This window comes from Xanthomonas theicola, assembly GCF_014236795.1.
Lineage (GTDB): Bacteria > Pseudomonadota > Gammaproteobacteria > Xanthomonadales > Xanthomonadaceae > Xanthomonas_A > Xanthomonas_A theicola.
The window spans coordinates 2586506-2606275 of the sequence record NZ_CP049017.1; the positions used below are offsets into that span (position 1 = coordinate 2586506).

The following is a 19770-nucleotide window of genomic DNA, read 5'->3' on the forward strand; positions in this document are numbered from 1 at the left end:
AGCGTCACGCAGCAGGCCTGGCGCAGGCGCATACGGCGCAGGCGCCTGGCGCGCGTCCATGCCGATCGGGCACGGGATCGGCGGCCACCGTTGGTATCGAGCATGGCACTCCTCCGCAGGGGAAGGGATCGCTTCGATCATGCGCATGCCGCTCCCGCGCGGTGCGCGGCGGCGGGCAATCGCAGTGCTCGGCGACACCTTCCCAAACGCTGCCGCGGGCGCGATGTGAAAAAAAAGCCGCACCCGGCTTGGCACCGGGTACGGCCTGGAGGTGTCGCGGTCGGGTGCGGTCAGCGCGCGGCGGCGCCCACATCGAACAGCTGGAACTCGCGGATGTGCGCCGCATCGGCACTGGACAGGATGTTCAGGCGCACGCGCGAGGCGGTGACCGCCGGGAAGCGGTCGATCTTCATGTGCCCGATCGCCTCGGCCTGCGCCACCTTGACCCATGCGCCGTCGCGGAACACTTCTACCGCGTACTTCTGCACCAGTTGGCCGGCGTTGAGCCATTCCATCGACATCGCGCTGTCGAAGGTCACCGGTTGCTTGAACTGCAGTTCCAGCGTGGCGTGGTGCGAACCGGCCGGTGCGCTCCAGAAGGTGTCGCGGTCGCCGTCCACCGCCGCGGCGATCGCGGCGTCGGCCTTGAGCCGGCCGCGCACCAGGTTGCGCTCGGCGCCGTAGCGCGCCTGCAGCGCCTGGCCCATCTCCTCCAGCCGCTTGACGTCGGCATCGGGCAGCAGGCCGCGCTTGTCCGGGGCGATGCCGAGCACCAACTGGCCGCCGCGGCCGACGCTGTCTTCCCAGATCTGCACCAATTCGTCCACGCTCTTCAGCGTCGCGGCGCTGTTAGGGTGCCAGAACCACTGCAGCTTGTGCAGCGGCGTGTCCACTTCCACCGGGCGCCAGCGCAGGTAGCCGTGGCGATCGATCACGTTCCAGTTCTCGCCTTCGATCACCCCGGCCTCGTTGCCGACCCAGCGCACGTCGCCGTATTCGAACAACGCGGTGTCGGCGAACACCATCGCGTTGGGCTGGTAGGTGCGCAGCTCTTCCAGGTACTTGTCGAAGTCGTAGACATGGCCGGCGCTGCCGGCGCCGTCCAGCCACCATTCGGTCAGCGGGCCGTAGTGCGAGGCCAGGTCCACCAGTTGCGCGGCGTAGTACTTGTCGTAGGCCTTGGGATCGGCGTACCTGGGCTCGTGGCGATCCCACGGCGACAGGTAGATGCCGAAGCCCATGCCCTGCTTGCGCACCGCCTCGCTGGTCATCTTCACCAGGTCGCCCTTGCCGCCCAGCCACGGGCTGTTCTTCACCGAGTACTCGCTCTCGCTGGTCGGCCACAGCGAAAAGCCGTCGTGGTGCTTGGCGACCAGGATCAGGTACTTGGCGCCGGCCGCCTTGGACGCGCGCGCCCATTGCGCGGGATCCACCTGGTCCGGATTGAACACCGCCGGGCTGGCGGTGCCGTCGCCCCACTCGCGGTCCAGAAAGGTATTGGTGCCGAAGTGCACGATCACGCCGAACTCCAGGTCCTGCCAGGCGACCTGCTGCGGCGACGGTTTCACCTCGGAGAAACTGTCCGCCAGCGCATTCGGCGCGGCCAGCGCGGCCAGCGCGGTCAGGCCAAGGGCGGCCAGCCAGCGGATCGGAGAGAGCGGGCGGTTCGGCATCGCGGGTCCTCGCAGTCGTCGGGGGCAGCCGTTGCTGCCGGCACAAACAGCATATGGTATTTAATTGATGATAAATAGGTATCTTCCAAATCGACGCAGGACCGGACCACCATGCTGCCCCCCTCGCGACTCCCGTTGCTGTGGCTGTTCGCCGTGCGCGCGATCGCCGCCCCTGCGCCGGCCATGCCGTCGCCTGGCCTGCCGTCGCCGATCGTCTATAGCGAATTCGTCGACGCCCACCCGCCGACCGCGCAATGCCACGCCTCGACGCTGGTGGAAACCCGCGACGGGCTGCTCGCCGCCTGGTTCGGCGGACGCCACGAAGGCGCCGACGACGTCGGCATCTGGGTCGCGCGACGCGACGCGCACGGCTGGCAGCCGGCGCAGCGCGTGGCCGACGGCGCGCAGCCGCAGGGCAAGTCGCTGCCGGCGTGGAATCCGGTGCTGTTCCAGCCTGCGCAAGGGCCGCTGCGGCTGTTCTACAAGGTCGGCCCGGACCCGAAGCGCTGGTGGGGCATGCAGACCACCTCCGCCGATGGCGGCGCGCACTGGTCCGCGCCCTCTCGCCTGCCCGACGGCATCCTCGGCCCGATCAAGAACAAGCCGGTGCAACTGGCCGACGGCCGCATCCTCAGCCCCAGCAGCAGCGAGGACGCCGGCTGGGTCGCGCACATGGAATGGTCCGACGACGACGGCGCGCACTGGACCCGCGGCCCGGCGTTGAACGCCCCCGAGCGGATCGGCGCGATCCAGCCCAGCGTGCTGGTGCATGCGGACGGCAGCGTGCAGGCGATCGGCCGCAGCCGGCAGAACCACGTGTTCAGCGTCTGGTCGCGCGACCACGGCCGCAGCTGGGAACCGATGACCCTGCTCGACCTGGCCAATCCCAATGCCGGCACCGATGCGGTGATGCTGGCCGATGGCCGCGCGCTGCTGGTCTACAACCCCACCCAGGCCGGCAAGGACTGGTGGGACGGCCGCGGCACGCTGGCGGTGGCGCTGTCCGACGACGGCACGCATTGGACCCGCGTGCTGACCCTGGAGGACAGCCCCAAGGACGAATTCTCCTATCCGGCGGTGATCCAGACCCGCGACGGCCTGGTGCACATCAGCTACACCTGGAAACGCCAGCGCATCCGCCACGTGGCGCTGGATCCGGCACGGCTTGGCGGCCGCGCGATCACGCCCGCCGCGCACTGACCGCCGCGACGGGCTGGCGCTGTCCGCACCGATCGACGCGTGGACAGTTCGCCTCGAGCATCAATGCCTCGTCCCCCGGCGTGGACACGACCCATCGAAGCAGGCCACTCGCTGACCGCACAACCGGCACAGTGAGGGCCGTCCATGCACCGCATCGACCGCCCCAGCGCATCCTCGAGCCGGCACAGCAGTGCCGATCCTTGGCGAGCGGATGCGCCGGCACGAACGCCTGCGCCTGGCGCAGGCTCGCCGCCCGATTTTGGGGCTGCCGCAGCGATGGAGCACGCGGGTTTTTCCCTGCGTGTGCCGGACCGGCAGCAGCGCCAGCCGCACTCCGGCGCTTCGTCCTCGGCCGCACCACCGGCCACGCGAACGCTGCGCAGGCTGAATCAGTTGGCAAGGAACCCGTCCCTCCCTGCATCCGCGAGGCCGGCCCCAGAGCCAGTTGACAGCCGCGGGCCGCCACGCCTGAACGACACCGAGCGCAGGCGATTCCACCTCGACGCTGTCGATTCGCCGCAGCTGTTGCCGCGCGTCGCCACCGCATCGCCGCAGGTCCAGAGTGCAGGTCAACAGCGCACCACGGACAGCGGGGCCGTTCCGTTGCGGGAGCACCTGCAGCAATGGCAGCACGCGTGCGAACGGAATCTCGCCTCATGGGGTCCACATTGGGAACGGATGGCTGGACAGATCAATGACGTCCAAGCGCACATCCCCACGGTGCTGCAGGAGACGGCACGCATCCTCGCAACAGCGTCAAGACCAGACCACCCTTCCTTGAAGGTGGAGCTCAGTCCGCTTCCACAGTTCCCCCGGGACATATCGCCTCTCGCTCACCTGACGAACATATACATCAACACCGCTTGCCTGCAGTCGCTTCCGGAATCGATCGGGGACCTGCGCAATCTTCGCCACCTGCAACTCTGCAACAGCCTGCTGACGGCCCTGCCTGAGTCGCTGTGCGACCTCGGCAACCCGAAGACGCTCTTCATTACCAACAACAGTGGACTGAGCGCTTCCCGATAATCTCGCGCGCCTCGACGCTTCTCTCTGGGACACAGGGCCTGACCGTCTGACGCTGGCGCTGTGCAGAACTGAACCGCCCCGGCTTTTCTGGAGGCCGTTCGGTTTGAGTCCGGCCGCCTCGGCCCGACCGGCTTGCTGCCGAGGGTAAGCCGCTTCGGCTTCTGCCGGCCGGCTGTGCCCGATCGGCCCCAGCCGTCGTTTGTGGTTGTACCCGTGCACCCCATCCAGCGCGGCCGGTTCCACCTGCTCGCGGTTGCCCCACGTCCTGCGGTGGATCACCCCGGCCTTGTACAGACCGTTGATCGTCTCGGCCAGCGCGGTGTGCCCCAGGGCAGGCTTCGCGCTCGCAGCTGTCACCGACGCGGCCCACCGACGGCGCGATCCTGGCCTCGGTCGGCCGTTCGCTGTCGCCAATGCCGACGTATTGCACGCCGCGGTCGCGGTGATGGATCAGTGCCTGGTTTCCGACCCGCGCCCGGGCCTGCGCGGCCTGCTCCAGCGCATCGAGCACGAAGTCCCCGGCAGATCGGCTCGACCCCGTCGGCATCGCGATGCGCGGCGACGAACCCGGTCATGGCGTGAAGCGGCGGTCCAGCTCCGCCTGGGCGAAAGACGCCGATGCCTTGCGCAGGATCCCGTTGGCCTGCCGCAGCTCCTGGACCTGGCGCTCCAGCGCCTTCATCCGCGCCCGCGCCTGCGCCGTCAGGCCAGGCCGCAGCCCTTGGCCTTGGTCACGCTCGGCTCGGCGCACCCACCAGCGCAACGTCTCGGCCGTGCAACCGATCTTCCCGGCCATCGATTCGATCGCCGCCCACGGCGAGCCGTGCCTGTCCTGGCGCTCCAGCACCATCGGCGCCGACCGCCCCCGCACGTCCGGGGGAATACTTCACTGGCTTGCTCATGACGCCATCCTCTCAACAGTTGGAGCCTCCTGGAATCCCGCGGCGGTTCAGCCCGCAGATCGGGCGCTGTTGTGCAGACCGACCACAGCACGCTGCCAGGGCGCTAGGACTCCTGCAACACCGCGACGATGCGGCGCACGCGCGCAACGTCGGTCCGCTGATAGTCGCCGCCCAGGTCGCGAATAGACGGATGCGGCGCATGCACCTGCGCGACGACCGGACCGCGCGCCGAGGCATGGAACTCGCGCGCCCCGGTGCGCACGCGCAATGCGTGCGCATTCTGCTCGGATATGCCGGCTCCCGGCATCACGCCGATGCGCCCACCGGCCTGGCGCACCAGCGCCGCGATGGTGTCGATGCCTTCCAGTGCCGTTGCCCGCCCACCCGAGGTCAGGACGCGTTCGCAGCCCAGCGCAATGGCATCCTCCAGCGCCCGCGACGGATCGGCGCTGACATCGATCGCACGGTGGAAGGTGACGCCGAGCGATGCGGCGGCGGCGATCAGCACGCGCATCGTCGCCATGTCGACCTCGCCGGCCGGGTCCAGTGCACCGAGCACTACCCCGTCGCAGCCCAGCCGCACGCACTGCTCCACATCGCGGCGCATCGCCTCCACGTCCGCCTCGTCGAACACGAAATCGCCGACCCGCGGGCGGATCAGCACGTACAGCGGAATGGTCACGCGATCGCGCAACACCGCCAGCGTACCGAACGAAGGCGTCAACCCACCGCCGTCCAGGCCGCCGCACAACTCCACCCGCATCGCCCCGCCGGCCTGCGCCGCCAGCGCCGAGCCGATCGAACCGGCCGCCACTTCCAGTCCCATCGGCGCCGCCCCGCTCATGCCGCCGGCCCCGCGAAATGGCTCGGCCCCTGCAGCAACAGGTCCTGTCGCTGGGCATCGCAGACTGCATAACTGAAACCGGGCTGGATCGCGAACGCGCCGACCTCGCCGCGCCGGTTCATCGCCAGGAACCCCACCTGCAGGTCGCGGGTCAGCTGCGGCTTGCGCCGCACGATGCGCATCACCACCTCGCGGCACGCCTCGGCCGGACGCTTGCCCTGGCGCATCATCTCCACCACCGCGAAACTGCCGACATTGCGGATTACCTCCTCGCCGACGCCGGTGGATGTCGCACCGCCCACCTCGTTGTCCACGTACAGCCCGGCACCGATGATCGGACTGTCGCCGACCCGCCCGTGCATCTTCCACGCCATCCCGCTGGTGGTGCACGCCCCGGACAGATTGCCGTGCGCGTCCAGCGCCAGCATGCCGATGGTGTCGTGGTTGTCCTTGCCGCCGGGCAGCGCGCCCTGCTGGTAGGCGCGGTTCTCGATGTTCGCTTCCGGCTTGTACTCGGATTTCTTCAGCCACTCCTTCCACGCTTTCTCCGACGACGGCGTGAGCAGGTTGGTGCGCTCGAAGCCCTGCGCCAGCGCGAACTGTAGCGCTCCGTCGCCGACCAGCATCACGTGCGGCGTCTTCTCCATCACCCGCCGCGCCACCGAGATCGCATGCACGATGTCCTCCAGCGCCGCCACCGACCCGCAGCCGCCGGTATGATCCATGATGCAGGCATCGAGCGTGACCCGCCCATCGCGATCGGGATAGCCACCCAGCCCGACTGTGGGATTGTTCGGATCGGCCTCCGGCACCTTCACCCCTGCCTCCACCGCATCCAGCGCCGCGCCGCCGCGCGACAGCACCTGCCACGCCGCTTGGTTCGCCGCGATCCCGAAATCCCAGGTCGAGACCACCCGCGCCGCGCCACGCGGCAGCGGCGCCACCCCGGACTTGACCCCGGACGCGGCACGCGCCCCCGGCAACATCCCGCCCAACCCGGCGGCCAGGGCGCCAAAGGCGGCGGTTTTCAGGAAATGGCGGCGTTGGGGCATGGGGAGACTCCGGCGTTGGAAGCGCGCACAGGACAGCGCGCGCCGAGCCTCGCATCATGCGGCAGAGTGGGATGGGATTGAATCGACGTCCCCCCGGTTTTGAGTAGCGCAGCGGTTTGGAGGCCAATGCCCCACGAGAAGGAGATCAGACGTGGAAAAGCGTTTTACCGAAGAGCAGATCCTCGGCTTCCTGCGCGAGGCCGAAGCCGGGGTGGCGATCGAGGACCTGTGCCGGCGCCATGGCGTCAGCGAGGTCTCGTACTCCCTGCGGCGCAGCAAGCTAAGCGGGATGAGCGTGCCCGATGCCAAGCGGCTCAAGGAATTGGAGGCCGATAACGCACGGCGGAAGAAGCTGCTGGCCGAACAGTTCTTCGAGAACGACCTGATCCAAGAGCCTGTTCACGATCTTTTGAGCAGCAGCGTCAGGAATGCCAGATAGATGAAATGAATTCCTGATTCCCCACATCATGCATCCAGCGTTGCCCTTGGATACGGCAGCGGTGGCGTAGGCCCCGCCGCGAAGATCCATCGCCGCACCATGGCGGCCAAGTCCAAGGGCCGGTTGAAGCGGCAGCACAATTCGGACAGGCAGCGCTGCAGGTCCTTGGGCCGCCGTGCATGATAGGTGCCATGCAAGGCGCTTTTGACGTTGCCCAGCTAAGGTATTGACCCAGGCCAAGGCCGGCTCGGTCGGCCCCCCCGCTGCCGGTGACGATGGCCGTGCGCAGGCAGCGGGCCTGGGTAATCGCCGCAACGCTGCGCAGCCGGTCGGACGCCCCGCGGCTACCGGGCAGCAGCGCGCGATTGGCCCAAGCGGCCAGGTGGGTTGTGCGGAAACCGGCCAGCCGGTCCATGCGCATGGCGATCGGATGGCCTTCAGGGCTGCACTGCACGGCGGTCACGAAGGGCGTCTTGCCCGGACTGGCCCGGCCGCGACGCTCGCCGCCCCGGTAGGCGTGGTGCGACTGGATCTGGTGGGGAATCAGAGTTGATCTTTTCGTTTGACGTGCGTCGTTTTAGGCAGGACAAAGTATCAAAATTCACCCCAGAAATAAGTATTTCAACAGCCTGTTAGGCGCCTATTCAAGGTTCTGCACCTGCTCGCGGATCTGGTCGATCAGCACCTTCAGCTCCACCGCCGCGCTGGAGGTGCGGCTATCCACCGACTTGGACCCCAGCGTATTGGCTTCGCGGTTGAATTCCTGCAGCAGGAAATCCAGCCGCCGGCCAGCCGGCTCGGGCTGGCGCAGCACACGACGGATTTCCTTGATGTGGCTGCCGAGCCGGTCCAGTTCCTCGTCAACGTCCAGTTTCTGCAGCCACAGCACCAGTTCCTGCTCGGCGCGACCCGGATCGACCGGATGCGGCAGGTCGGCCAGGCGCGCGGCCAGCTTGGCGCGCTGGCCTTCGCGGATGGCAGGGATCAGTGCCTTCACCTCGGCGGCGATGCGCTCGACCGCATCGATCCGCTCGACGATGGCCGCGGCGAGCTTGCCGCCCTCGCGCTCGCGCGCGGCGACCAGTTCGGCCACCACCTCGTCCAGCAGTTCCAGTGCCTGCGCCTGCAGCGCGGCTGGATCGACCGCCTGCCCCTGCAGCACGCCGGGCAGCTGCAGCAGGTCGGCGAACTGCACCTGCAACTGCGGGAAGCGCGCGCCGAGCCGCTGCGCGAGCACGGCCAGTTGTTCGACCAGCGACTCGTTCACCGCCAGCGCCTGCGCGGCCTCCGGCGCGCGCAGGCGCAGCATCAGGTCCAGCTTGCCGCGGCTGATGCGCGCGGCCAGACGTTCGCGCAACTGCGGTTCCAGCGCGCGCAGTTCCTCCGGCAGCCGCACCCCCATTTCCAGAAAGCGGTGGTTGACCGAGCGCAGTTCGCAGCCCAGCGTGCCCCAGGGAGTGATGCGCTCGGCACCGGCGAAAGCGGTCATGCTGCGGATCATGCGGTGTTCCGATGCCTGCCAAACGCGAATGGTAACCTAGCGCTCCGCCGGCCCGGCCTGCCCGATGCCGCGCCGGCCCTCACCACACTTCCGGATCGACCCCCATGTCCTTTTCCCGTCCCAGTGGCCGCACGGCCGATCAGTTGCGCCCGGTGCGCATCGAGCGCGCCTTCACCCGTCATGCCGAAGGTTCGGTTCTGGTCAGCTTCGGCGACACCCGCGTGCTGTGCAACGCCAGCGTCGAGAACCGCGTGCCGGGTTTCCTGCGCGGCAAGGGCGAAGGCTGGGTCACCGCCGAGTACGGCATGCTACCGCGCGCCACCCATTCGCGCTCCGACCGCGAGGCGTCGCGCGGCAAGCAAGGCGGGCGCACGCTGGAGATCCAGCGCCTGATCGGCCGCGCGCTGCGCGCCTGCGTGAACCGCAACGCGCTCGGCGAGCGCACCATCACCCTGGACTGCGACGTGCTGCAGGCCGACGGCGGCACCCGCACCGCCGCCATCACCGGCGCCTACGTGGCGCTGATGGATGCGGTGAGCTGGCTGCAGCAGCGCGGCGACCTGAAGAAGCCGGTGGTGCTCGGCGCGGTCGCCGCGGTCTCGGTCGGCGTCTACCGCGGCGCCCCGGTGCTGGACCTGGACTACGCCGAGGACAGCGACTGCGACACCGACATGAACGTGGTGATGAACGATGGCGGCGGTTTCATCGAGGTGCAGGGCACCGCCGAGGGCCATGCGTTCCGCCGCGACGAACTGGATGCGCTGCTCGGCCTGGCCGAGCGCGGCATCGCCGAGCTGCTGGCGGCGCAGCGCGCCGCGCTGGCGCAATGAGCCAGTGCATCGCCCTGGTCGCCCTGGTGGTGCCGGACTACGACCAGGCCATCGCCTGGTACACCGGCACGCTCGGCTTCGCCCTGCTGGAAGACACCGCGCTCGGCGGCGGCAAGCGCTGGGTACGGGTGGGTCCGGCCGGCGACGCCGGCGCCGGCCTGCTGCTGGCGCTCGCCAGCGACGATGCGCAGCGCGCCTGCATCGGCCGCCAGACCGGCGGGCGGGTCGGCTTCTTCCTGCACACCGACGACTTCCACCGCGACCACACGGCGATGCTGGCGCGCGGCGTGCAGTTCCTGGAAGCGCCGCGCGACGAAGCCTACGCGATCGTGGCGGTGTTCCAAGACCCGTACGGCAACCAGTGGGACCTGCTGGAGCCCAAGCCATGAAACTGGTCCTGGCCAGCGGCAATGCCGGCAAGCTCGAGGAACTGCATGTGCTGCTCGGCGACACCGGCATCGCGCTGGTCGCGCAGTCCGCGCTCGGCGTACACGATGCCGACGAGACCGGCCTGACCTTCGTCGAGAACGCGCTGCTGAAGGCGCGCCACGCCGCCCAGGTCACCGGCCTGCCGGCGCTGGCCGACGACTCGGGGATCTGCGTGGATGCGCTGCGCGGCGCGCCGGGGCTGTACTCGGCGCGCTACGCCGGCGAACACGGCAAGGCCGCCGCCAACATCGACAAGCTGCTGCACGCGCTGCGCGAGGTGCCCGACGCGCAGCGCACCGCGCATTTCTACTGCGTGCTGGTGCTGCTGCGGCATGCCGAAGATCCGCAGCCACTGCTGGTGGAAGGCAGCTGGCGCGGGCGTATCCTGCACGCACGCGCCGGAACCGGCGGCCACGGCTATGATCCGGTGTTCTTCGATCCCGAACACGGCCAGAGCGCGGCGCAGATGCCGTTGCCGCTGAAGAACCGGATCAGCCACCGTGGCCAGGCGCTGGCGCTGCTGCGCAGGCAACTGACGCACTGGGAAACCTGAGGGAGACGCCGATGTTCGTCGCAATCTGGGAATACACGGTGGCCGACGGCCAGACACAGGCGTTCGAGGCGCTGTATGCCGCCGATGGCGGCTGGGCCGCGCTGTTCGCCGAATACCCGGGCTATCTGGGCACCGAACTGCTGCGCGCGCAGGCGCCCGGCACCTGCCTGACCATCGACCGCTGGCGCGACGAAGCCGCTACGCGCACTGCCTGGCCTACGGCCGCCAGCGCTATGCGCAGCGCGACCGGCTCGGCGACGTGCTGACCCGCCACGAACACTGCTGGGCTACTTACACCGCACCATGCTGATCCCGCCCCCGCTGTCGCTGTACGTGCACCTGCCCTGGTGCGTGCGCAAATGCCCGTACTGCGATTTCAACTCGCATGCGGCCAAGGGCACGCCGGCGTTCGACGACTACGTGGACGCACTGATCGGCGACCTGGACCAGGACCTGCCGCTGGTCTGGGGCCGCACCGTGCAGACCGTGTTCTTCGGCGGCGGCACCCCCAGCCTGTTCCCGGCCGAGGCGATCGACCGCTTCCTGCAGGCGGCCAGCGCGCGCCTGCGCTTCGCGCCGAACCTGGAAATCACCCTGGAGACCAACCCCGGCACCGCCGAGCACGGCCGCTTCGATCGCTACCTGGCGGCCGGGGTCAACCGGCTCAGCTTCGGCATCCAGAGCTTCGACGACGCCGCGCTGCAGCGCCTGGGCCGGATCCACGACGGGGCCGACGCCGAGCGCGCGGTGAAGCTGGCGCAGGACGCCGGTTATTCCAACCTCAACCTGGACCTGATGTACGCGCTGCCGCAGCAGACCCTGACCCAGGCGCAGACCGACATCGCCCGCGCGCTGGCGCTGCAGCCCACCCACATCAGCCACTACCAGCTGACCCTCGAACCGAACACCGTGTTCGCCGCGCGGCCGCCGCAGGGCATCCCCGAGGAGGACGACGCCTGGGACATGCAGGAACGCTGCCAGGCGCTGCTGGCCGCGGCCGGCTACGCCCAGTACGAGGTCAGCGCCTACGCCCGCGACGGCCACCAGTGCGCGCACAACCTCAACTACTGGAAGTTCGGCGACTACCTGGGCATCGGCGCCGGCGCCCACGGCAAGATCAGCTCCGGCGCCGAGCAGAGCATCCTGCGCCGCTGGAAGACCCGGCACCCGACGGCCTACCTGGCCGCGGCCGGCACGCCGGCGGCGATCGGCGGCGACGAGTGGATCGGCGCCGAGCGGCGCCCGTTCGAATACATGCTCAATGCCCTGCGCCTGAACCAGGGCTTCGCGCTGCGCGACTTCGCCGCGCGCACCGGCCTGGCGCCGGAGGCGATCGGCCCGGCGCTGGCGCTGGCGCAAGCGCGCGACTGGCTGCAACTGGACGCCGGGTACGCGCTGCCGACCGAACGGGGACGGCGCTTCACCAACGACGTGGTCGCCCTGTTCATGCCCTGAGCGGTGCAGCGCGCGCATCGGCATGGTTGCGCGGCGCGAAACGTGTTAAATACCTGAATCTGGAAAAGTAAACGGCGATCACAGGATGTCATTGTCTGCCATTCCGTCGGCGAGCCCGGCGACGCTCGCCAGCGCCGCCCTGCCAGCGCGCGTGCGCGAACTCCTGGATGCGCTGAAGGCATTGCTGTGGCAGGCGCTGGACGCGCCGTTGCGGCTGACCCTGGCCGAACTGGAGCGCGCGCTGTGCGACCAGGCCGAGCGCGCGCGCAACAGCCAGCTGCAGCAGGACGCGTACCAGCAACTGCAGGGGCTGCGGGCGCGCCGCGAGCACTTCGCGGCCTACTACAAGGCGCAGTTGGAGGCGGCCCTGGCCACGATCCGGCTGCCGCCCGCGCCAGCCGCGCCGCACCGGCAGGACGACGCCGGCGCGGCGACGCGGACGCTGGCCCTGGTCGCCGACGCGGACATCGACCGCGACATCGTGCTGCACGATATTGCCCGACGCCAGGCGGCGCGGAACAGCATCCCGCTGCAACTGCTCGGCCAGCGTTTCGGCGTGCTCGCCGCGCGGCCGGCGTTCGAGACCGAGCGCACGCCGCTGGGCCCGCACCTGCTGTGCCGGATCCTGCGCGGGGCCGGCGAGGAACTGCGGCTGGGGCTGGACGCGCAGCTGGCCCTGTACCGCGCCTTCGAGCGCCACGCGCTGGCGCGCTGCGGCGAGATCGTGGAGCGCGCCAATGTGTTGCTGGCGCATGCCGGCGTGCTGCCCGGGCTGGTCTACCTGCCCTACCTGGCGCGCCCGGCCGCCACGCCCGACCATGCCGCGCCGCGTCCGGCCACCGGCCAGCCCCCCGCAGCGCCCGTCACGGCCGCCGGCAACGGCTGGCCCGGCGTTCCGGCGCCCGCAGCGCAGCCGGCGCGCGCCGCGACTGCGCCCGCCGGCACCGGCAGCGCGCCACGCGACCTGGCCACCCTGCGCCAGTTGCTGGCCGCGGCGCGCGGCCGTGCCGCAGCGGCGCCGGCCGCCTCCGCGCCCGCCGGCGTGACCGCCGGTGTGGCCGCCGTGCCGACCGCGGCGCTGCTGCGGGCGTTGCGAGAGTTGCAGGCGCAACCACCAGCCTGCAGCGCGCTGGCCGGCCTGCGCGGGCGCCGCCAGATACGCGACGTGCAGGCGGCGCTGCTGGCCACACTGCGTGCCGAGCATGGCCCACAGGCGGCGCTGGCGCCGCAGGATGCCGACACCTTCGACCTGCTCGCCCTGCTCTACTCGGAGATCGAGCGCGAAGTGCGCAGCGATGCGCCGGCCGCCGGAATGCTGGAGCGCCTGCAGGTGCCGCTGGTGCGCGCCGCGCTGCAGGACGAGGCGTTCTTCGTGCGCAGCCGGCACCCGGCGCACGCACTGCTCAACGCGGTCGCCGAGTCCGGCGCGGCCTGGCTCGGCGAGGAGGACACCGATCCGCAGCTGTTGCTGAAGCTGAACCAGACCGTGGACCGGGTGGTCGAAGAATACGAAGGCGACGAGGCAGTCTTCGCACAGGCCCAGCAGGACATCCAGGCGCAATGCCGCGCACTGGCGCACAAGGCCGAGATCGCCGAGCGCCGCCATATCGAGGCCGCGCGCGGCAAGGAACGGCTGCAAGCGGCCAAGCAACTGGCCAACGCCACGCTGGACGCACTGTGCCGGACCTGGCAACCGTCCGCGTCCGTGCAGGCGCTGCTGAAGCAGGCCTGGTCCGACGTGCTGACCTTGACCCTGCTGCGCCAGGGCGAGGAGTCCGACGCCTGGCACGAGCGCACGCAGCTGACCCATTGCATCGCCGAGATCACCTGCAGCCCCCCCGGCGGCGCCGATCCCAGCCTGGCCGACGCGGTGCGCGACGCCCTGCTGCAGGTGGGTTACCACCGGGACCAGGCCGACGCGATCGCGCGGCAACTGTCCACGCCGGGCGGCGGGAGCGCGCCGACCTCGCGTACCGCGCCCAGTGCCCGGCCCAAGGCGCGCGCACGCCTCGGCGACCACGGCGACGGCGAGGACGCCGAGCGGCCGCTGCCGGCGCCGCGCAGCGACGCCGAGCAGGCGGCCTACGCACGGCTGTGCGGCCTGCCGTTCGGCACCTGGTTCGAGTTCGTGACCAACCAGCAGGGCGACCTGAAACGACAGCGCCTGTCCTGGTACAGCCCGATCACCGACCGCGCGCTGTTCGTCAACCAGCGCGGGCACAAGACCGCCGAATACTCGCTGGACACGCTGTCGCGGCTGCTGGCGCAGGGCCAGGCGCGGACCGTGGCCGTGGCCCGCGCACGCCTGATCGACCGCGCCTGGCACGCCACCGTGCGCGCACTGCGCACCCTGGCCGGCGCACCCGCCGGCGCTCTGGAGGGCGACGCATGATCGCCGAAGCCCGCCGCTCGCCGCGCCGGCGCGTCCCGGACATGGTGGCGGTGCTGGATGTCATGGAGGACGCCATGGTCGGCCGGCTCGGCAACGTCTCCGAGAGTGGCATGCTGCTGCTGGCCTCGGCGCCGCTGCACGAGGACGCGCTGTACCAGTTGCGCTTCGCGATGCCGCAACTGGGCCGCGACGTGCAGATCGACGTCGGCGTGCACCTGCTGTGGAGCGAACGCTGTAACGCGCCGGGCCAGGCCTGGACCGGTTTCCGCTTCCTGACCATCGCGCCGGCGCAGCGCGACCTGCTGCGGCAGTGGATCAACGCCGGCCCGGCCAACTAGGGCCTGTTAACACATCCGAAGCCCATCAACGACCAGGACGAAGCTGAGGAATCCAAGGAACATGGCATCCAGCTTCTCGAAGCGCGAGAAAATCCGGCGGTAGCCTTTCAGGCGACGGAACAGTCTCTCCACTTCGTTGCGCCGCTTGTACATCTCCCGGTTGTATTCCCAAGGCTCGACCCGATTGGATTTCGGCGGGACCACCGGCACGAAGCCAAGATCGAGCGCCAACTGGCGGGTTTGGTTGCCTTCGTAGGCACGGTCCATCAACAAATGAATCGGCCGCTCCACTGGCCCCAGGTGTTCAAGCAACGTGCGGCCTGCAGGTGCGTCATGCACGTTACCAGGCGTCAATCCAAAGGTGATGGCTGTTCGAGCATCTGCGGCAACCATATGAATCTTGGTGTTCCATCCACCGCGGGACTTGCCGACGGCCTGCGGACCGTTTTTTTTAATGCGCCCGTGCCATCGGGATGCACCTTGATGCTGGTGGAGTCCAGCGAGATTGCTTCGATTTCGATGCGCACGATCTGGGACTTCTGCAATTGGGCCAACATCCGGTCCAGCACACCCGCCTTGGCCCAGCGGTTCATGCGTGTGTACACCGTGTGCCAGTTGCCAAAGCGCTTGGGCAGGCCGCGCCATTTGCAGCCATGCTCGGCAACGTAAAGGATGGCGTTGACCACTTGCAGGTTGGTCATGCTGACATTGCCGCGCTGTGCCGGCAGGCAGTGTTCGAGTAAATATCCCCCGGCAAAGCCGGGGGCTTTAGAGATGTGAGCCGCTCAAAGCGGCTGCGGGAGCGCTACGCGCCTCCCTTGTTAGGGCCACCTGAAGGTGGCCGACTACCTCAGCAACTGCAATTGGTCCAAGCGCCGATCTTCCGCCTCTTGGTTCTGGATGTATGCCCCGATCAACCCTTCATCCCGACCTACCCTCGTAACGAAGTAACCTCGCGCCCAGAAGCTCTGCCCTACAAAGTTCCGCTTCCGCTCCCCATACACCCGCGCTAGGTGGATGGCGCTCTTGCCCTTGATATAGCCCACCACCTGCGACACCGCCTACTTCGGCGGAATCTTCAACAGCATATGGACGTGATCTGGCATCAGATGGCCCTCCTCGACCCGGCTCTCCTTCTGCTCGGCCAATCGCCGGAACACCTCTCCTAGATGCTTCCTCAGACCCACATACAGTGTCTTACGGCGACACTTCGGTATGAACACAACGTGGTACAGACACTCCCACCTGGTGTGACTTAAGCTCTCAAACTCATCCATCTCGGTTCCTCCGTCTCGTGTGCTTGGCCGCTCACGTTGCGGAGTCTCCGGGATGGACTCCCGGATACGTCAAACTTCTACTGCCTCCCCGGCAGAGCCGGGGGAACTCTCAGGTTGGTTTAGCGCTCTTGTTTGTGTTTGCCTCGAGCAGCCACTGCCTCCACGACGAGGGGGCTATATCCAGCATGCAGCCCCATCTCGGCAACAGCGTCAACTGCCGCTACCGCGAACGCACGCCGCGCTTGGCCGCTTTGCGCGGGCGTCGCACCGTGGTGATCTTCTTGGTCGCGCGCTTGGCCCTCTTGGTCGTTACCGGGCGCTTGCGCGAGGTGGTTCGCGGTGCGGGTTGCAGGCCGAGCTTGACCAGCACCGGCTGCAGCCGCGCCTCGACTTCGGCGCTCAACGGCTGCACCTGGCCGCGCAGCGCCGCGGCGCCCTCGTGCACGCTGGCCTGGGCAGCGTCGGCCAACTGCGCCACCAGCGCCTTCAAGGTGTTCGCCCCGCTCGCGGCATCGGCCGCGGCGGCCAACGCGCGCTTGCGGGTCAGCGACACCAGGCCCAGGCCGGCCAGCCACAGGTGCCGCGGCGCCAGGGTCTCGGGCCGGAGAGCGGAGGAAGTGGAACGCTTCTTGGTCGCCATCATGGGTCTCCTAGCATGCCGGCAGCGGCACCGATGCGACGCATGCTGGCGGCAGCGTCTTGAGCAAACACACTATCCGCCCTGCAGCTTGCCAGGCGGCCATGGCAGCGCCATGCTCGGCGCGACCACAGGGAGGCTAGGCATGGCAGCAAAACCGACCGCATGGGCGCCGTTTCCGTACGACGCCAAGGCCTACGCCTATCCGGGCGAGGCATTGAAGAAGGCGTGGCCGAAGCTGCACGCCGGCGACCTCGAACCGTTTCCGGATCTCGCACGCGCGCAGGCCTTGCTCGCCGCCGCCGGCAAGGGCCACGACGCACAGACGCTGTCGGCGGCATTGATCGACGCCTGGTGCGCCTTTCACCAGGGCCGGTTCCAGCATGCCTACACGACCGCGCAGGCGCTGGGCGTGTTCGGCGCCTCGGTCGCGACCAAGGCGCTCGGCATCCACGCCAGCTACCTGGTCGGCGACGACAAGGAAAAACTGCAGCGCCTGCAGCAGGCCGCGACGCTGGCCGAGACGGCGATCGCCACGCTGCCCGACGAAGCCAACAGCCATTACCGCCACGCGTTCGCGCTGGGCCGCTACAGCCAGGGCCTGAGCATCGTCAAGGCGCTCAAGCAAGGCATCGCCGGCAAGGTGCGGCAATCGCTGGAAACCACACTGGCGCTGGAGCCCAAGCATGCCGAGGCGCACATGGCGCTGGCCCTGTACCACGCCGAGATCATCGGCAAGGTCGGCGCGGTGATCGGCGGCCTCACCTACGGCGCCAAGGCGGCGACCGCCGAGCGGCACATCCAGCAGGCGCTGAGGCTGACCCCGGATGCACCGATCGCGCATGTCGAACACGCCAACGTACTGTTGCTGCTGTACGGCGACAAGCGCGAGGACGCGGCAGCCGGCGCATTCGAGAAGGCAGCCAAGCTCAAGCCGCGCGATGCGATGGAGGCGCTGGATGCGGCTTTCGCGCGCGAGCAGTTGGAGTAGATCGGCGCCGGAGACCGGCCGCGTCGATGCGGCCGCTGAAAAGCCCGCGCGGTGCGGGTGTCGTGGCACCCGCTAGTGTGCCGTCTCAGAAATAATATCCCTCACGCTTGCGATGCCATTGCTTCGCGGGCTCGCTGAATTTTGTTCAAGATGTCTTCCCCTTTGGCGTTCCAAACGTAGCGAGTGGGCTGTGCTCTTCGGGTGTCAGGGTAATGTTCTGCGAGTTCATCTGCCCGTCTCCGGTCTGTTGCTGACAGGGGAAGCATAGACAATTTTTAGGAAACGTTATTTTTGAGACGGAACACTAGCGCGAACGCCATCCCTGGAGCGTAAGCGCGCAATGGTATCGGACTGGGGTATTTGCACCAGGCGCCACACTCAGCGCAGTGAACCGCCCCGGGATTGAACTGTCCCCGGAAGTTGGACGGTCGCGATTCCCGCGTTCAGGCGGTGCTTCTCAGCCGGTATGCCACAGGGCTGAGCCCCTGCAGCCCGAGCTTGATACGCTCGGGGTTGTCGTAGTGGACGTCACCATGCACGCCCGCTTCGAGCGCATCAAGGCTGTTGGCGCGCGGCAGGGTTTGCGCCGCATCGCTGGCGAGCTTGTTTGACGGCGCTGCACCGCCTCGTTCTGGCTTCATCTTGGGACGCTCTTCTTTCTCGCTAGCGAGAGCCTGCAGGCGGCCTTGATCGAGATTGCCTCGCCAGACCACGACTTGGTGGGGATTGCCGATGTCATAGAACGCCGCCACCTGGCGGCTGGAAAGCGGTTCGCGATCCTGACCGGCCAGGACCCGCAGGTTGAACTGCCCACTGTACGCGCTGCGCTTGGGACGCCACCGGTCGATGCCGTGGAGGCGACAGGGGCTCACCCAGGTGCGGATCTTCTCCTCGCGCACCAGCCACCGCCCAGCCAGCAGCCTTGCCCCGCCTTCGCCCGCCAAGACGCTCTGGACGACTTCCAACTTGAACTCCCTTTTGTACTTCTCCATGAGACCCCTTGACGTTCGTCCAACTTCTGCGGGGCAGTCCAGTCCCGGGGCGGTTCAGTCAGGCGACTGGGATAGATCTGTTCCGGTTCCTGCCACCGATGGGCCTGGGTATACCCGTAGCACATGGCAGCAGGGGCCGTTGGCTCCACCGTCACTACTTCATGGCTGGCGACACGCTCGATCCCTTGTCCACGCAGCGTCCCAACCAAGGTCTGCGCGTGCACTTTCAGTCCAGTAGGACGGACAAGTTCGTCCCCGACCTCTTCCAGCGTGGCGGTCGGATCACACGCCACGATCTGCACCAACACCGCGGCGCGGTTATCTTGAATCTTGGCTGGACGACCCATGGGGGACGCTGGATCAATAAAGACGATCGAAGTCTACACTATTTTGTAAAAACCCCTCTTAGATCTGTCCGCTGAAGGCCACCATTTTGCCTGCTGCAACCCCTCGGCGCACCAGAGTTCCAAAAGTTTCCAGGATTAGGGATTTCTTTCGCCTGTGCCGGCGCTGGTTGCAGGTCCAACAAGCTGCGGCGATGTTTTCTCGTGTGAGGACAAGGCATGGCGCGGTACCCCTTCGTTCAGTAGCGTTTGCACCTGGCTTGGAAGGATATCCTCGATGGCGAGCTACTTGCGGGCATACGCAACACCCTTCCCGCGCAGCTCTCGGCGCACCGTAGCGACGTTGATCCCAAGCCGACGTGCAATCTTCACTGTCGGCCAGAAGCTGGATGGCCGTGCCGATCGGGATCGCCGCTCGATCCGTTCGCGCCGGATCCATGCATGCCAGGCCGCCGCTGCCGGCGACGAATCATTCCCATACCTCGCTATCGCCCTATTGGTCGGCAGCATCAATGCAGGGTTTCTACCACACCCCGAGTGTGGCCTGGTTTAGATTTTCTCGTAAACAACTTCGCTGCCGAATTCGCAGGAGGCAACGCTCCTTCGGCAGCCAGCCATCGTTTCTCGGTATGGGCGCTAAGGTGGAGTGCGAGACATCAAGGCACTCCCTCCCCATTCTTTCTGTTGATATCCATCATGCCCGCACCAACACCCCTCATCCGTTCGCACTCCGCACCGACCTTGACCGTCAACATCGCGCTGGACCAGGATGCAGCGGCAACGACCACGTCGTCCGGCTCTGAACCGTGCCGCGGCTACAGCAGCGACACCGATGTGACGCTGCCGAAAGCGCCATGCCGCACACGGCTGCACCGGACATCGGCGCCAGCTGCCG

General features: G+C 68.2%; 17 protein-coding genes, 3 pseudogenes and 1 other annotated feature. Of the genes and pseudogenes, 11 read left to right on the forward strand and 9 right to left on the reverse strand.

Going from position 1 to position 19770, the window contains the following annotated elements; translation table 11 throughout:
• Positions 1 to 290 precede the first annotated feature (290 nt).
• Complete coding sequence (locus G4Q83_RS12140) at positions 291 to 1673, reverse strand: alpha-L-fucosidase (protein ID WP_128420885.1); 1383 nt, start codon at positions 1671 to 1673, stop codon at positions 291 to 293.
• Between the two features lie 111 nt (positions 1674 to 1784).
• On the opposite strand from G4Q83_RS12140, the gene G4Q83_RS12145 reads away from it, so the two are divergent.
• Together G4Q83_RS12145 and G4Q83_RS12150 are read left to right on the forward strand one after the other, a co-directional pair.
• A complete protein-coding gene (locus tag G4Q83_RS12145) occupies positions 1785 to 2873 on the forward strand; it encodes a sialidase family protein (protein WP_128420884.1) in 1089 nt (362 codons plus the stop codon).
• 144 nt (positions 2874 to 3017) lie between these two features.
• Positions 3018 to 3899, forward strand: coding sequence for a leucine-rich repeat domain-containing protein (locus tag G4Q83_RS12150; protein WP_128420883.1), 882 nt, complete (start codon positions 3018 to 3020; stop codon positions 3897 to 3899).
• A gap of 111 nt (positions 3900 to 4010) precedes the next feature.
• On the opposite strand, the pseudogene G4Q83_RS12155 reads toward G4Q83_RS12150, so the two are convergent.
• The 3 genes and pseudogenes from G4Q83_RS12155 to G4Q83_RS12165 all read right to left on the reverse strand — a co-directional run.
• A pseudogene (locus G4Q83_RS12155) lies at positions 4011 to 4801 on the reverse strand (transposase); the annotation flags it as partial.
• Positions 4396 to 4516, reverse strand: a sequence feature (AL1L pseudoknot). (Overlaps the previous pseudogene by 121 nt.)
• A 103-nt stretch (positions 4802 to 4904) precedes the next feature.
• A complete protein-coding gene (locus G4Q83_RS12160) occupies positions 4905 to 5627 on the reverse strand; it encodes a copper homeostasis protein CutC (protein WP_128421579.1) in 723 nt (240 codons plus the stop codon).
• A gap of 14 nt (positions 5628 to 5641) precedes the next feature.
• Positions 5642 to 6697: a glycosylasparaginase gene (locus G4Q83_RS12165; protein WP_128421578.1), complete on the reverse strand. Its 1056-nt coding sequence runs from the start codon at positions 6695 to 6697 to the stop codon at positions 5642 to 5644.
• Positions 6698 to 6848: 151 nt separating this feature from the next.
• On the opposite strand from G4Q83_RS12165, the pseudogene G4Q83_RS12170 reads away from it, so the two are divergent.
• Positions 6849 to 7091: pseudogene (locus G4Q83_RS12170) on the forward strand (transposase); the annotation flags it as partial.
• 685 nt (positions 7092 to 7776) lie between these two features.
• Here the strand turns inward: G4Q83_RS12170 and G4Q83_RS12175 are convergent.
• The gene (locus G4Q83_RS12175) at positions 7777 to 8637 is read right to left on the reverse strand and encodes a YicC/YloC family endoribonuclease (protein ID WP_128421577.1); all 861 of its coding nucleotides are present in this window, start codon (positions 8635 to 8637) and stop codon (positions 7777 to 7779) included.
• Positions 8638 to 8741: 104 nt separating this feature from the next.
• On the opposite strand from G4Q83_RS12175, the gene rph reads away from it, so the two are divergent.
• The 7 genes from rph to G4Q83_RS12210 all read left to right on the forward strand — a co-directional run bounded on the left by rph (position 8742) and on the right by G4Q83_RS12210 (position 14634).
• Positions 8742 to 9467 (forward strand): ribonuclease PH, encoded by a 726-nt coding sequence (rph, locus tag G4Q83_RS12180; protein ID WP_128421576.1) that lies wholly within the window; start codon positions 8742 to 8744, stop codon positions 9465 to 9467.
• The gene (locus G4Q83_RS12185; RefSeq protein WP_128421575.1) at positions 9464 to 9856 is read left to right on the forward strand and encodes a VOC family protein; all 393 of its coding nucleotides are present in this window, start codon (positions 9464 to 9466) and stop codon (positions 9854 to 9856) included. The genes rph and G4Q83_RS12185 overlap by 4 nt, the downstream gene beginning before the upstream one ends.
• Positions 9853 to 10449 carry an RdgB/HAM1 family non-canonical purine NTP pyrophosphatase gene (rdgB, locus tag G4Q83_RS12190; protein ID WP_128421574.1) on the forward strand — a complete coding sequence of 199 codons (597 nt, stop codon included), beginning with the start codon at positions 9853 to 9855 and terminating at the stop codon, positions 10447 to 10449. The genes G4Q83_RS12185 and rdgB overlap by 4 nt, the downstream gene beginning before the upstream one ends.
• Before the next feature lie 11 nt (positions 10450 to 10460).
• The gene (locus tag G4Q83_RS12195) at positions 10461 to 10715 is read left to right on the forward strand and encodes an antibiotic biosynthesis monooxygenase family protein (RefSeq protein ID WP_128421573.1); all 255 of its coding nucleotides are present in this window, start codon (positions 10461 to 10463) and stop codon (positions 10713 to 10715) included.
• Positions 10716 to 10752: 37 nt separating this feature from the next.
• Positions 10753 to 11904 (forward strand): radical SAM family heme chaperone HemW, encoded by a 1152-nt coding sequence (gene hemW, locus G4Q83_RS12200; RefSeq protein ID WP_128421572.1) that lies wholly within the window; start codon positions 10753 to 10755, stop codon positions 11902 to 11904.
• Positions 11905 to 11989: 85 nt separating this feature from the next.
• The gene (locus G4Q83_RS12205; RefSeq protein ID WP_128421571.1) at positions 11990 to 14296 is read left to right on the forward strand and encodes a DUF1631 domain-containing protein; all 2307 of its coding nucleotides are present in this window, start codon (positions 11990 to 11992) and stop codon (positions 14294 to 14296) included.
• Positions 14293 to 14634: a PilZ domain-containing protein gene (locus G4Q83_RS12210; protein ID WP_128421570.1), complete on the forward strand. Its 342-nt coding sequence runs from the start codon at positions 14293 to 14295 to the stop codon at positions 14632 to 14634. Before G4Q83_RS12205 ends, G4Q83_RS12210 begins: the two co-directional genes overlap by 4 nt.
• A 6-nt stretch (positions 14635 to 14640) precedes the next feature.
• On the opposite strand, the gene G4Q83_RS12215 is transcribed toward G4Q83_RS12210, so the two are convergent.
• The 3 genes and pseudogenes from G4Q83_RS12215 to G4Q83_RS12225 all read right to left on the reverse strand — a co-directional run bounded on the left by G4Q83_RS12215 (position 14641) and on the right by G4Q83_RS12225 (position 16551).
• Positions 14641 to 15410 (reverse strand): IS5 family transposase gene (locus G4Q83_RS12215; RefSeq protein WP_246432388.1). Its coding sequence is split into 2 segments (ribosomal slippage): positions 14641 to 15089 and positions 15089 to 15410, totalling 771 coding nucleotides; the frame shifts between segments, so codons are not numbered across the junction.
• 69 nt (positions 15411 to 15479) lie between these two features.
• Positions 15480 to 15911, reverse strand: a pseudogene (tnpA, locus tag G4Q83_RS12220) (IS200/IS605 family transposase).
• Positions 15912 to 16131: 220 nt separating this feature from the next.
• Positions 16132 to 16551, reverse strand: coding sequence for a hypothetical protein (locus tag G4Q83_RS12225; protein WP_128421965.1), 420 nt, complete (start codon positions 16549 to 16551; stop codon positions 16132 to 16134).
• 142 nt (positions 16552 to 16693) lie between these two features.
• Between G4Q83_RS12225 and G4Q83_RS12230 the strand changes: the two genes are divergently transcribed.
• Positions 16694 to 17539, forward strand: coding sequence for a tetratricopeptide repeat protein (locus G4Q83_RS12230; RefSeq protein WP_128421964.1), 846 nt, complete (start codon positions 16694 to 16696; stop codon positions 17537 to 17539).
• 443 nt (positions 17540 to 17982) lie between these two features.
• On the opposite strand, the gene G4Q83_RS12235 is transcribed toward G4Q83_RS12230, so the two are convergent.
• Positions 17983 to 18531 (reverse strand): hypothetical protein, encoded by a 549-nt coding sequence (locus tag G4Q83_RS12235; RefSeq protein WP_185817206.1) that lies wholly within the window; start codon positions 18529 to 18531, stop codon positions 17983 to 17985.
• Positions 18532 to 19770 lie beyond the last annotated feature (1239 nt).